The following is a 12073-nucleotide window of genomic DNA, read 5'->3' on the forward strand; positions in this document are numbered from 1 at the left end:
CTGGTATGAATGCGAACCCGGTTGGGCCCGCCGCGGCCCCCCGAATTCCCAATAATGCCTTTCTGCACGGGGTGCTGGGAAAGCTGTCCCTGACCGATATGCGCAACGCGCCGAGCTTCACGCGTTGCCAGCTTGGCCGCACGCCCGGTACGCATGAGCGCAGGACACATGGCCACGCGATCGGCGTGGCACACGACGTTATGAAGGACGCCCTCAAGAACGTCTCCGGAAAGGACGCGGCTGCGTTGAACCGAACGCTGCAGCTGCTTAGCCCAGACACTTGTGACAATCTGGGCCCTGTTCTGCTGGTTCATCTCACGGCAATCGGTGCGGTACGCGAGGGCGTGGCGTCGCTGCTGCGTGCATCACCCGGCGATGAAAAGCTGGTCAAGCATTTGAAGCAGCTTGATGACGCCATCATCAAGACGGGAATCAAGACCGGAAAATGCAAACGAACCGAACCCGACGCGGTTTACCTTGCTTTCTGCCCGAGTACCGAGAAGGTCTGTGATGCGGTTGCTGCAGGGAAGAGGGTCATGGTTGAGTGCGCTGCCAAAATCGGTGGGCAGGAACTGCTGGCTGGGGTGGCGCGGGCAATCCTGCCAGAAGCCATGACAAACAGTTTGACCGAGCGGCTTCCCAACCTTGTGGGCAAGTTCCAGCAGGCCGAGGGCGCCCCGGAATGGGGCGAGGTACTGCAGGCGCAGGCGGCGAGGCACCTGGATCAGGTGCTGAAGGCGCTGCTGGAGAGCGGCGGCACCGAGGACCTGCAGACTGCGGTCCTGCAGTTGCTCAAGACGCCGGAATACATTCTGCAAAGCCAGCGGGGCTCCGCTGGGGACGAGCCTGACGCACCGCAGCGCTCGAACGCCCCACCCGAACCGCCTGCATGGGTGCAGCAGAAGATGCGGGACGGCGCTCCGATCAACTACAACGTTGTCAAGAACGACTTCAGCGACCTCATCAAGCTGCTCGACAAGCCGCCGCTCCAGCTGAGCGATCTGCGCAACCTGTTGAATGACGCCCGGGAGGATGCCTTCGAACGGGGGCGGCTGACTGAGATCGTACGAAATCAGGATGAGTACATCGACAAGCTGGAGCGACGGCTGCTGGAGACACAGGAGCGTCTTGAAAAGTTCGCCAACGGCAATGGGCAGACGCGCGTTCCGCAGGGCGACCGCATTCAGGTGGATGTTGAGGACAAAGCGACCTCGACAGACGACCTGATCTCTCGCAATGACGACCAGAAGGGCCCCGTGCGCGCTGATGGTTCGGCCAACACCGACCCGGAGCAGCCGCGCGGCCGTGCCGACGCTGGCAATGGCGACGGTGTGCTGCGGGCTGATCGGGAAACGAAGGTTGACCAGCGGAACCTGTTCGACAAGCGCAACCAGTTGGACAAGCGCAACCAGTTCGATCAGGGCAACCAGAACGCTCTGAACTCGCAGAACGGCGAAGGCGCCCAGCATCTCCGCAGGAATGTGGATAGCCAGGGTAACCAGAAGGACACGCGCGGGCTCGGTGACCAGAGCAACAAGTACGAACGCACCGATCACCAGATCCGCAACCCATCGGGCGGCCAGCTCCCGCCGGACGGCCAGTTGGACGATATTATCCATCCCGACGATCAGCAGCAGCGTGGCCGCCAGCTTCATGGCCTGGATCAGACCGATCACTCCAGTAACCGACTGCAGCGGCAGCAACGTCTGGGCGGTACGCAGCAGCGTCTGGAGGGCCAGCGGAACGAGCAGAACCGCCGGCTGCAGGATCGCAATGATGGCAATCGCTTGGGCAACCCCCGTGCGCCGTTCGCAGCCAACGGCCTGTATCAGGAGTACAGGCACTACCTGAGCGCGCTGAGGATAGACGTGGGGCCGCTGGACCCTGATCCGTTCGCACCGACGGGTGAGCGCGCGTACAAGGCGGACAGGCCGTGGGACGCGGTGAACGGCTTCAGCCCCCTCCGGGTGATTCTGCCCAGCGACGTGAAGGACTACGTCAAGAAGCGCGGCGAAAACGCCGGTACGCCGTTCGTTCCGTTCAGCACCGGTCCCGTCAAGGAGCCGGCGGCGGCACCGCTGGATGAATTCCTGGAGCTCATCCAGCGACACGGGCAGGGCAACGTCATGCCGAAGCATGCGCTGGACAGGAACCATCGTTCCCCGGCGCCGCCGACCCCCATGGTGATCAGAGAGCCAGCGTCCGTACTGGACCAGGCATTCGAAGCATTCAGGAGCCGAAAGATGATGCCGTCGATACCCGCTGCCGTTCCCTCGCCGATGTCTGTGCCGGCACGATCGATCCCCTCGGCGCCTGAATCGGTGCAGCCGGTGGGGGCACGCAGCCGCCTGGACTCGCTCGCAAGTGTGAGTTCTGCGAGCAGCCGCGCCGACTCGCTGCGCGACCAGATCATTGCCGGTTCCCGGTCGTCGCGTGGCGAACTGTCGCGCCAGGTCCGGTTTGATGATGCGGTGGAGTTGCCGCGGGACGACGAAAGCATCACCGTTGATTTCACGCCGCGTGGGCTGACGCCATCGGCTGAATCACCACAGTCTGTATTGAACCGGGCGACGCCAACGCCGTTGGAGGTCGCGCGGACCTCGCTGCCGTTCACGCGCAGCGTTTCGCAGCTGAGCGTGGATTCGGATGATGGCATCGACGCCGATACGTTCGGGCAGCTGATCATCAAGGGATCCAGGGTGTCCCGTGGTGAGCTCAGCCGGCAACAGAGCGATACGGAGCTCGCGGCATTCCGCGCGAAACAATGGGAGCGCTTCAGGGAAAAGTTCGGTCCGGGCCGGGATGAACCCGCATCCGGGGCCGCCTCCTCGATCAGTAGTTCGGAGTCGAGCGAGGCAGACGGGGTGCTCGAGGACTTCTCCGAGATCGAATCCATTTCCGATGCTGCCGATACCGCAGCGGAGTGGCAGCGTACCGAAAGCCACGACTCCGGCAATGACTCGCCGACACGCTTTGCCCGTGCAAACTGGGAGGCCCAGCCTGTCGCCAGGGTCGCCGACCTCGAAACGGCGGAACCCAAGTCGGCACACAAGGTGGAGTTGGCCCGTATCGTCGATCTGCTGAGAGCGCGGAAGTTGAGGGAAGAGGCCGAACGTGAAGTAGCGTCGACGCAGAACGAGGAGGCAAGCTGGGACCCCCAGCCGGTCGCGCGGGTAGGTACTCCGATTGATCCGCGGGCAGCGCTTATGGCCGACCTGGAACGTGTCATCCAGCAGCGGGCAGCACCGTGACCACGGTATTGAGCCTGCAGGACCTGCGCAAACTGGCGGCCGCCCATCTTGGGCGGCCGCTGGAGGAGGTCGGTTCGCAGCAGCGTCTGGTCGAAGACCTGGACGTGGACTCGCTGGAGATGCACGCGTTGCTGATCCAGATCGAGGAAGCCGGCGCTACCCTGCCGACTGCCGAGGCGCTGCGGGATGTGGTCACGCTGGCCGATCTGCATCTGGCGATCGCCGGTCCGGATGCGCTGGCGTGATGAAGTGGAAAGCGGGGCTGGTGGTGGCGTTGGCCGCCACCGTCCCACCGGCCAGTGCCAGCCAGGTGTTCGCCAGCCTGGATCGCAATGGCCAGCTACAGGTATCCACGGCCCCCCTCGCGGGGGCCAAGGCGTTTGATCCGCTGCGGCCGTACGTGCCACAGCCGGTTCCACGTGCGCCCAACGTGACGCCCGCTCCGAAGGCCGCAGCGCGCTGGAGCCCCCTGATCGAGCAGGTCGCCGCTGAGCACGGTGTGGACGCGCGACTGCTGCATGCCATCGTCACCGTGGAATCCGCCTACAACCCGCAGGCGCGTTCCCACGCAGGCGCGCTCGGCCTGATGCAGGTCATTCCCGCCACCGGCAAGCGCTTTGGCGCCAGCGACCTGTTTGATCCGCTGCAGAACCTGCGCGCAGGCACCGCGTACCTGGTCTGGCTCAAGCGCCGTTTCGGTGGCGACCTCACCCTTGTATTGGCCGCCTACAACGCGGGCGAAGGCGCGGTGCAGCGCCACGGTAACCGCGTGCCCCCATTTGCCGAAACGCGGCGATACGTCGAGAAAGTTTCTGCGCTGTACCAACGCTCGCACCACTGATCGCGGCAGAATCGAAACCGCTCGATCGCCGCAGTACGTGCGACGTCAGTGCATTCAACGATAGGCAGCACTGCAACAAAATGCAGTAAACGGACATTGAAACTTTCTTCATGTAAGGGGTCCGGGGGAGCTGTCAGTCTGCGCGTCGTCGCCGCAATGCCTTGTGCAACGGCGCTTCCGATCCCGCATTCCCCGGACTCCAATGTTCCCCGCGCACAAGTTGAAATTGCTTTCCGGCCCGCTCGATGGTGTGGAATTCACCCTCTCGCCCGGCGACACCGTGTTCCATGTCGGCCCGGCCCGCACCCTGCACCAGGGCCAGCTGGGCGCCACGTTGGCAAATGCCGACAACGTGTTCTACATCCCCGGCGATCTTGCACCTGCGTCGTTCCGTGTCCACTTGACCGACGACAGCATTACGCTGGAAGTTCGTACGGAAGGTTCAGATCTCTGGCTTCCACAGGCGCTGCCGCTCAATGTCGTCGTGCACGTTGCAGGGCTGGCGCTGGCGGTGCGCCCGGACGCGGAGTCCTGGTCGACTGCGGTGCTGGATCATCGCCTGCCGGTAGTCGTCGACGAAGGTGTGACCTCTACGCCTGTGAAACGCCCCACGCGCGGTGTTGGCGCCCGTCACTGGATTGCCGCGATGGCGCTGGTGTTGGTGGTCGGCGCAGGCGGTTGGTGGCTCTACGACCGCCAGCGCCCGGCCACTCAGGTTCGCACGCTGGAAGCGGTGCTGGCGAAGTCACCCTACAACTACACCGTTGTGCACGATGCGGATGGCCGCCTGTACGCGTTTGGCGACAACGCCGAAGCCGTGGCCTGGGGCCAGCGTGCCAGCCAGCGCGCCGGGCGCCTGGGCGATCAGTACCGCGACCGCCATGTGGAGGCGGCGCGCATTGGCGCGGTGCTGGACAGTTCCAGCGTGCCGTATGCGGTCATCCGCCTGCGCGACCCGCAGCACCCGGAAGTGGTGATCACCGCACTGGGCATGAATGATGCCGAGCGCCGCCGCCAGGTGCAGGCACTGTTGGTGCCGCAGATGCCGTACGCCGCCAGCATCGATGTCCGCTCGGTGGGCGATGGGCAGTTGGTGGCGATGGCCCGCGACGAACTGCGCGCGCGGGGCATTACCACCCGGACCGGCAACCACGCTGGGCGGGCGAGCATCTCCAACGATGTATTCCTTGATGACGCATCGCTGCACGCCATGGCGCGTTACCGCGACGACTTCGTGCAGCAGTGGGGCGAGCGTCGCGTGCGCATCAGCATCCGTTTGTGGGACGACCTGCTCAAGGGGCGTTCCTACCAGTATTCCCAGGACCAGCTGCTTTCTGTGGGCGAGGGTCGCTGGGAGTTTTCCACGGCAGGTAGCCGTTGAGTTTCCTTATTTCTTTGGAGAAATTGCGATGACTTTGGCAGTACATGGCGTTATCAGGCCTGAACCTGGTAGCGATTTTGACGGTGATGTGCAGGGGCCGCAGTGGGGCTGGCTGGGCGATCACAGCGATAAATTCGACAAAGGTGTGGCGAAGCTGAAGGACGCGCTGGATAAAGCGTTCGCGAAGATCGCAGGTGACGAGAACGGTGAAGGCGGCGATCCGACCAACCCGGCGTATCTTGCCGACTACCAGACCGCCCTGTCCGGTTACACCACCTACCGCACCCTGCAGTCGAACTCGGCCAAGAGCCTGTCGGACATGCAGAAGCAGAACGCCCGCAACCTGGGCTGATGAAATCCTGTGCCGGCAGCCGTGCTGCCGGTACCAGGACCGTATGCGGAAGTTCCGCAGGAGATGCACCCGTGCAAGTGACACAGATCGCCACCGAGATCGACGTGGTGGGCGGCGCTGAAGGCGTCGCCGTACCGCTCTCTGACCGCATGAGCCATGCGTTGGCCAACGGTTATGTCAGCGCCGGCAATGACCTTGCCGCGATCCAGGCAGCCAGCAACGACCCCGTCACCGCGTCCAGCCCCGCTGCGTTGTACGAGCTGCAGCTGAACCTGGCCGATTACACCAAGCGCATGATCGTGGCCGCCGGCCTCGCCAACCACGCCAACAAGACGGTGGAGACGCTGCTCAAATCATGAACATGCCGCCTTTTGCGGACACTGTGCGTCGCCTGGGCCGGTGGCGCGTGGTGCTGCCGCTGCTTGCGCTGGTGCTGCTGGTGGGCTGCGCACGCAAGCCGTTGTTGGAAAACCTGGACGAGCGCCAGGCCAATGAAGTGATTGCCGTGCTGCTGCGCCACAATATCGATGCCGAGAAGCTCAACCTCGGCAAAGGCGGATATCAGGTCCAGGTCGGGCCACGCGACCTGCCAGAAGCCATTGACCTGATGCAACGCAACGACCTGCCGTCGGCGCCGCGCAGCCAGGTATCTGCGGCGTTCCCGGCCGATTCTCTTGTCAGTACGCCGCTCGGTGAACGTGCGCGGCTGATTTCGGCGGTGGAACAGCGGTTGGAGGAGTCGCTGCAGCTGATTGATGGCGTGCAGTCCAGTCGTGTGCATCTGAACTATGACGCCAACCTGGGTACCGAAGGCCGGCGTGCCGAACGTCGTCGCATGCACGTGGCCGCCGTGGTGGCACATGAGCCCGGCATCGATGCCGAAGTACTGCTGCAGACAGTAAAGCGATTCCTGCGCAACACCTTCGACGGCGTGGAGTACGACAACGTGTCGGTCATCCTCACGGAGGTCGAGGGCCCGCGCACGCTGGCGGTGACTGCCGGCAACGAGCGCAGCCTGCCGGTAGCCTTGATGGTGCTGTGCGGCGCCGTGGCCCTGCTGTTGCTGCTGGGCGGCTGGGTGCTGGTCCGGCTGGTACCGGCGGTAGGCAACCGTGCACGCAACACATGGCAGCGGATGTCCGGTCGTCAGGATGGTACGCGCGGCTGGAGGCGGTGGCGCGGTGCATGAGGTCATGCACATCGCGTATGCACCGGCCGCGTACTACCGGCCGTGGAAGGCGGCGTACGCCGACGCAACGCTTGACCAGCAGCGCTGGCTGAATACCACGTTGATCCGGCAACGACGTCTTCCCATGCCAGCGTCACTGGAGGCGCCACCGGACCAGCTGACGCGGCGGTTGATCGGCCTCTGGCCGCAGCTGCCGCAGCTGGCAACCCTGATGGCGGCCGCGCGCCTGCGCGAGTGGCTGCCGTCGCAGCGCGGTTGTTCGGCACTCCCTGCCACGGTGCAGGCGTTCATGCGGGCAGGCCATGCGCAGCAGCCTGTTGGCGTGGTACAGGAGCCGGTGCCGACGGACCTGTCTGCCGTGCTGCTGCAGTGGGGAGGCGTAGAGCTTCAACCGCTGGCCCCATTGCTGCCGGCCTGGCTCTCTGCGCGGCTGTCGCTTCCGTTTGCGCCGATGGCCGGTGACGGCGTACGCCCGCTGGCGCGCGAGCGTATCGATATGGACCTTTTCTGGACGGCGGTGACCTATGTTGAAAAGCTTTCCTGAGCACGTGCTGGCGCATGCGCAGGGCGGGGTGATCGCACCCAGCGCCCTGGGCCAGGCGGCGCGTGCGGACCAGCTCGAATCGGCCGCGCGCCGCCGTGCCTCGGCGGTGCTGGGGGCGGTGCCGGCCCAGGTGGACGCGGCCATCGCGCAGGCCCGTGTCGACGGATTCCGGCAGGGCTATGCGGACGCCATTGCCGAAGCGGTGCCGCTGCTGGCGGCAGCGCTGGGCGACGTGCAGGCATTGCGCGAGGCAGTGCTGGGCAGGCTGCGCGAGGTGATTGCAGCCAGCCTGGCGGCCGAAGGCGTGGAAGCAACGCTGGTGGTGCGCCGTTGCGAACAGCTGCTCGCTGCCGCCGAGTCGTCGCTGGTGCTGTACGTGCCGGAGCAGAACCCCGAACTGGGCGATGCGGTACTTGCACACCTTGCCGGCCAGCCGCAGGCACCGGCGCTGCAGGTGGCCACTGCGCGCTCGGCACTGCCGATGCTCAAGGCCGGCCCGCTGCTGTTTGAACTGGATCCGGTGTCGGCCATTGCCGCCGCGGTGGAAGCCAGTGTGGATGCCGATGCACTGGAGACGGCCGCGCAACAACGCGCCGGTGCGTATGCGCTCGGGATCGATGCCCGGCTCAAACGGTTGCCGTTTCCCCTGACCCCGAATGGAGTGGAGTGATGATTGAAATATTGGGCGTTGCCACGCCCTTGAACGAAGGCAGTCTGCAGGCCCGGCAACAGACGCTGATGCAGCGCATGCAGGCCGCCGTGGACGATCCGTCCATCAACCCGCCGGAGCCTGGCATCGACCCGCCGGAGCCCGGGCATGACGTCAAGCCGATTCCGCCGGACATGGCGGAAGTGACCAGGGAAATGGCCCGGAAATGGTGGTGCCACGAGTTCATGCAGGCCATGATCTTCGGTGATGAGGAAAAGCTTGGTCCCAAGCCCGAGGAAGCCTGATCTGCAGTGCGGGCCGCACGCTGCGGCCCGCATGGCGTTTCAACGCGCCGGCGGCGCCTCGCTGGTGGCCGGAGCGGCAATCCAGCGCTCGATCTTCGCATCCAGGATGTCCAGCGGCATCGAGCCATCGCGCAGTACTTCGGCGTGGAAGCGGCGCGGGTCGAAGCGCGCACCCTGTGCGGCCTTGGCCTTGTCGCGCAGTTCGATCATCTTCAGTTCGCCCAGGCCGTTGGCCAGGGTCTGGCCGGGCAGCGCCATGAAGCGTTCCACCTCCGCGACCGCGTCTTCTGGTGCCACGCCGGCGGTCTTGACCAGGTAATCCACCGCCTGTTTCTTGCTCCACCCCTGCGCGTGCACGCCGGTGTCGGCCACCATGCGTGCGCTGCGGGTCAGTGCGCCCTGCAGGTAGCCGATGCGCGCGTAGGGATCCTGGTAGACGCCCAGTTCATCGCCGAGCGATTCGGCATACAGGCCCCAGCCTTCCACGAACGCCACGTCGCCGCCGAGGCGGCGGAAGCGTGGCAGCTTGTCCAGTTCCTGCTGCAGACCCAGCTGCACGTGATGGCCGGGAATGCCTTCATGCAGGTACTGCGCCGGTGCCGACCAGCTGCGCCGCGTGGGCAGGGCATTGGTGTTCACGTACAGCGCCGCCGGGCGCATGCCATCGGGCAGCGGCGGCTGGTAGCTCACCGCTGCCGCACTGGCGGCGCGGTCGGCTTCCACCGGGCGTATTTCCAACGAGGCCTTGGGCAGGGTGTCCAACAGCGCCGGCAGGCGCGCCCCGACCTGCTGCTGCAGTTGCCTGTAGCGGGCGACCAGCGCATCCGGCGAGGCGTACTGGAAGTCCTTGTCGGTGCGCATGCTGCGCATCAGCTTCTGCTGCGAACCGCGGATGCGGTTTTCCTTCATCACCGCCGCGATCTGCTGCTGCAGGCTGGCCACGCGTTGTTCGGCAAGCGCGTGGATCTGCTGCGGGGTGAGCGTGCTGGCCGTGCTCTGCACGATGTTCTGGGTGTACCACGCCAGCCCGTTGGGCAGGGCGGACAGGCCATCGCTGCTGCGCGTGGCCGGCAGGTATTCGGTGGCGATGAAGCCGCGCAGGGCGCGGTAGGCCGGCATCAGCCGGTATTCGATCATGCGCTTGTATTCGGCGGTGATGCGCGCCTTGTCGGCCTCGGGGAAATCGTCGGGCATGTTGCGCACCGGTGCCCAGAAGATGCTCTCTTCGGCGGTGGGCTTGATCACCGCATCCAGCTGCGGCAGCACCTTTTCCATCAGGTCGCGCGGTTGCACCACGCCGGCACGCATGCCCTCGCGCATGTTGGCGATGGCCTGGTCGAACAGCGGCGGGATGCCCAGCGAGCGTTTGGACCAGGTGTCGTAATCCTGCACGGTGTTGAACGGCTGCGCACCGGAGCCTGAGCCCAGGATGGCCATGATGCTGCCCAGGTTGTAGTACTGGCTCACCGGCAGCATCCAGCCGGGGTACTTCTCGGCGGCCAGCGACATGCGCGCATCGCGCACGAAGATCTGGTAGCTCAGCAGGTCCTGGCCGGTCAGGCCGTCCGGGCCGATCTTCTCGACCTTGCCCAGCCACTGCTCGGTGAAGTCGTGCGACTGCTGGCGGTAGGCCGGCGAGAGGATGTTGGGCAGCTGGTCGTTATGGCGGGCATCGCCCTGGAAGGTGGCCTGCAGCGGGTTGAGCCGCATCGAGGCGTCCCAGTACTCATCGTAGATGCGCTCGAGCTGGGCGGCCTTGGTCTGCTGGCGCACCAGCGGCTGCCGGGCAGGCGGCGCAGCAGGGCGGGCGCGTGGTTTGGCCTTGGGCTTGGCCTGGCGCGTCTGTGCGGCGGCGGGCCGGTTGGCCTTCTTCTTGGCGGCTTCGGCCGGGGCAGCGGCGCTGAAGACCAGCAGCGAGGCAATGACAAGCGCCAAGGCACGGGCGGGGTGGGGCATCGAATGCTTCCGTGAATCCTATACAGACCCGGGAGCTTGCCTGAATCAGCCGGACACAACCATCCCCGGCTCCCGGTCAGGTTCCAGGTGTACAGCGTAAAGACACGCCAGGCGTGTCCCAGGCAATGCACACCGAAACGTCAAGCCCGCATTCAGCGCTCCCCGGCGCGGGTAAACGGCACGGATTCCGGGGCCACGGCCCCGCCGGAAATGATGAAGCTCATGGCCTGGTCCACGGTCCAATCGGTCGGCGTAAGCAGTTCCACCGGCACGATTTCCAGATAACCCGAGGTCGGGTTCGGGGTGGTCGGCACATATACGGCCGCCAGCTCGCGGCCGGTGCCCTGTTCGCGGATCACCCGCGTCACCAGCCCCACCGCCTTCATGTCCCGGTGCGGGAAATCGATCAGCACCACGCGCTGGGTGGTGCCCGGCTCGGTCTGCAGCATGTCCAGCAGCTTCTTGGCGCTTTCATAGATGGTGCTGGCCAGTGGAATGCGCTTGATCACCGCGCCGAACCAGCGCAGCAGGCGCTGGCCGATCACGCGCCGGCTCAGCACGCCCACGCTCAGGATCACCAGCAGCGTGGCCAGCAGGCCGATCACGTTCTGCATCCACTCGACCTTGACCCAGCCCAGGTAATGCGGGAACGAGGCGGCAATCTGCGCCGACAGCGGCACCACCAGCGGGCTGCTGATGCCCGAGAGCAGCACGAACACGAACTTGATGACCACCCAGGTGAGCCAGATCGGCAACAGGGTGAGCAGGCCGGTCAGGAACAGGCGCTGCAGGGAAGGGCGCGGAACAAGGTGGGGGGCTTCGGGCGACATCGGCGCATTGTAGCGGGGCGACGGGCCGGTTTACGCTGTCAGCCGCCGCAGAATGCGTCCTGTCGGGGAATGCTGTGTTGACGGAAAGGGCCAGGTAGGTAGCGACCGTTGGTCGATACGTGCCACGCAGGGCGTGGCACTACCCGGGGCGGAATTTCTGCGGTTGCCACGCAGGGCGTGGCACTACCGTGCCGGGTGCCGGGTGTTGGTCGGCACGGCGTCAACCGCGCGCCTGCGGCTTCAACCGGATGTACACCTGCTTGCGCACGCGCGCCACGACTTCGCCCTGCGCATCGACAATGTCATTGCTGAACCAGTGCAGGTACTTCTCGCCGCCGGCGGTAGCCGCCCGCAACTGATCCAGCAGCGCCTCATCCAGCCGGAACTCGGCGCTGACCGTGCCACGGCCGGGCTTGAGGAACTCGATTTCGCCCGCCCGGTCCCACACGTAGTAATCCCGCCCCAGGTTCTGCATGACGGTAAGCATCCAGAATGGATCGGTCATCGCGAACAGGCTGCCGCCAAAGTGCGTGCCGACGTAATTCCGGTTCCATGGGCGCATCCGCAGTTCCACCCGGACATGGCGATAGTCCGGGCTCACCTCGGTTACGTGGATGCCGGCGAACAGGAACGGCGGCCACAGATTGAGTCCGTGGCGGAACAGGTTGGCCTTCATTGGAAGCAGGTGCAGGCAGGGGAGGTGCAGGAAGTCTACCATCCGCATACGTATGGAGAGTGCCTGGCGCCGCCGCGCCAGTTGTGGCGTCATGCCCAG

At 65.4% G+C, this 12073-nt stretch carries 13 protein-coding genes; 10 read left to right on the forward strand and 3 right to left on the reverse strand.

The window, feature by feature from the left end; all coding sequences use genetic code 11:
* The first annotated feature begins 5 nt into the window (after nt 1-5).
* The 10 genes from WIX41_RS14505 to WIX41_RS14550 all read left to right on the forward strand — a co-directional run bounded on the left by WIX41_RS14505 (nt 6) and on the right by WIX41_RS14550 (nt 8512).
* A complete protein-coding gene (locus WIX41_RS14505) occupies nt 6-3251 on the forward strand; it encodes a hypothetical protein (RefSeq protein ID WP_339448656.1) in 3246 nt (1081 codons plus the stop codon).
* Nucleotides 3248-3496 carry a phosphopantetheine-binding protein gene (locus WIX41_RS14510; protein WP_339448658.1) on the forward strand — a complete coding sequence of 83 codons (249 nt, stop codon included), beginning with the start codon at nt 3248-3250 and terminating at the stop codon, nt 3494-3496. The genes WIX41_RS14505 and WIX41_RS14510 overlap by 4 nt, the downstream gene beginning before the upstream one ends.
* Nucleotides 3496-4092 (forward strand): lytic transglycosylase domain-containing protein, encoded by a 597-nt coding sequence (locus tag WIX41_RS14515; RefSeq protein WP_339448660.1) that lies wholly within the window; start codon nt 3496-3498, stop codon nt 4090-4092. The genes WIX41_RS14510 and WIX41_RS14515 overlap by 1 nt, the downstream gene beginning before the upstream one ends.
* Before the next feature lie 220 nt (nt 4093-4312).
* Nucleotides 4313-5473, forward strand: a complete 1161-nt coding sequence (locus WIX41_RS14520; protein ID WP_339448662.1) for a PrgH/EprH family type III secretion apparatus protein — start codon at nt 4313-4315, stop codon at nt 5471-5473.
* A gap of 28 nt (nt 5474-5501) precedes the next feature.
* The gene (locus tag WIX41_RS14525; protein WP_339448664.1) at nt 5502-5825 is read left to right on the forward strand and encodes an EscF/YscF/HrpA family type III secretion system needle major subunit; all 324 of its coding nucleotides are present in this window, start codon (nt 5502-5504) and stop codon (nt 5823-5825) included.
* A 71-nt stretch (nt 5826-5896) separates the two neighbouring features.
* A complete protein-coding gene (gene sctI, locus WIX41_RS14530; protein WP_339448666.1) occupies nt 5897-6184 on the forward strand; it encodes a type III secretion system inner rod subunit SctI in 288 nt (95 codons plus the stop codon).
* A complete protein-coding gene (gene sctJ, locus WIX41_RS14535; protein WP_339448668.1) occupies nt 6181-7014 on the forward strand; it encodes a type III secretion system inner membrane ring lipoprotein SctJ in 834 nt (277 codons plus the stop codon). The genes sctI and sctJ overlap by 4 nt, the downstream gene beginning before the upstream one ends.
* Nucleotides 7015-7018: 4 nt before the next feature.
* Complete coding sequence (locus WIX41_RS14540) at nt 7019-7558, forward strand: hypothetical protein (protein ID WP_339448670.1); 540 nt, start codon at nt 7019-7021, stop codon at nt 7556-7558.
* A complete protein-coding gene (locus tag WIX41_RS14545; RefSeq protein WP_339448672.1) occupies nt 7542-8228 on the forward strand; it encodes a hypothetical protein in 687 nt (228 codons plus the stop codon). Before WIX41_RS14540 ends, WIX41_RS14545 begins: the two co-directional genes overlap by 17 nt.
* The gene (locus tag WIX41_RS14550) at nt 8228-8512 is read left to right on the forward strand and encodes a hypothetical protein (protein WP_339448674.1); all 285 of its coding nucleotides are present in this window, start codon (nt 8228-8230) and stop codon (nt 8510-8512) included. The genes WIX41_RS14545 and WIX41_RS14550 overlap by 1 nt, the downstream gene beginning before the upstream one ends.
* Before the next feature lie 39 nt (nt 8513-8551).
* On the opposite strand, the gene WIX41_RS14555 is transcribed toward WIX41_RS14550, so the two are convergent.
* The 3 genes from WIX41_RS14555 to WIX41_RS14565 all read right to left on the reverse strand — a co-directional run bounded on the left by WIX41_RS14555 (nt 8552) and on the right by WIX41_RS14565 (nt 11974).
* Nucleotides 8552-10468 (reverse strand): DUF885 domain-containing protein, encoded by a 1917-nt coding sequence (locus tag WIX41_RS14555; RefSeq protein ID WP_339448676.1) that lies wholly within the window; start codon nt 10466-10468, stop codon nt 8552-8554.
* Nucleotides 10469-10620: 152 nt separating this feature from the next.
* Complete coding sequence (locus tag WIX41_RS14560) at nt 10621-11298, reverse strand: DUF502 domain-containing protein (protein WP_339448678.1); 678 nt, start codon at nt 11296-11298, stop codon at nt 10621-10623.
* Between the two features lie 220 nt (nt 11299-11518).
* The gene (locus WIX41_RS14565; RefSeq protein WP_339448680.1) at nt 11519-11974 is read right to left on the reverse strand and encodes a DUF4442 domain-containing protein; all 456 of its coding nucleotides are present in this window, start codon (nt 11972-11974) and stop codon (nt 11519-11521) included.
* Nucleotides 11975-12073 lie beyond the last annotated feature (99 nt).

The organism is Stenotrophomonas sp. AB1(2024), assembly GCF_037482345.1.
Taxonomy (GTDB): Bacteria; Pseudomonadota; Gammaproteobacteria; order Xanthomonadales; family Xanthomonadaceae; genus Stenotrophomonas.

What these genes read in the sequence shown, in the direction of transcription:
- WIX41_RS14525 (WP_339448664.1), top strand. Translation starts at nt 5,502, where the DNA reads ATGACTTTGGCAGTACATGGCGTTATCAGGCCTGAACCTGGTAGCGAT.
- sctJ (WP_339448668.1), top strand. Translation starts at nt 6,181, where the DNA reads ATGAACATGCCGCCTTTTGCGGACACTGTGCGTCGCCTGGGCCGGTGG.
- WIX41_RS14515 (WP_339448660.1), top strand. Translation starts at nt 3,496, where the DNA reads ATGAAGTGGAAAGCGGGGCTGGTGGTGGCGTTGGCCGCCACCGTCCCA.
- WIX41_RS14550 (WP_339448674.1), top strand. Translation starts at nt 8,228, where the DNA reads ATGATTGAAATATTGGGCGTTGCCACGCCCTTGAACGAAGGCAGTCTG.
- WIX41_RS14565 (WP_339448680.1), bottom strand. Translation starts at nt 11,974, where the DNA reads ATGAAGGCCAACCTGTTCCGCCACGGACTCAATCTGTGGCCGCCGTTC.
- WIX41_RS14505 (WP_339448656.1), top strand. Translation starts at nt 6, where the DNA reads ATGAATGCGAACCCGGTTGGGCCCGCCGCGGCCCCCCGAATTCCCAAT.
- WIX41_RS14555 (WP_339448676.1), bottom strand. Translation starts at nt 10,468, where the DNA reads ATGCCCCACCCCGCCCGTGCCTTGGCGCTTGTCATTGCCTCGCTGCTG.
- WIX41_RS14540 (WP_339448670.1), top strand. Translation starts at nt 7,019, where the DNA reads ATGCACATCGCGTATGCACCGGCCGCGTACTACCGGCCGTGGAAGGCG.
- WIX41_RS14560 (WP_339448678.1), bottom strand. Translation starts at nt 11,298, where the DNA reads ATGTCGCCCGAAGCCCCCCACCTTGTTCCGCGCCCTTCCCTGCAGCGC.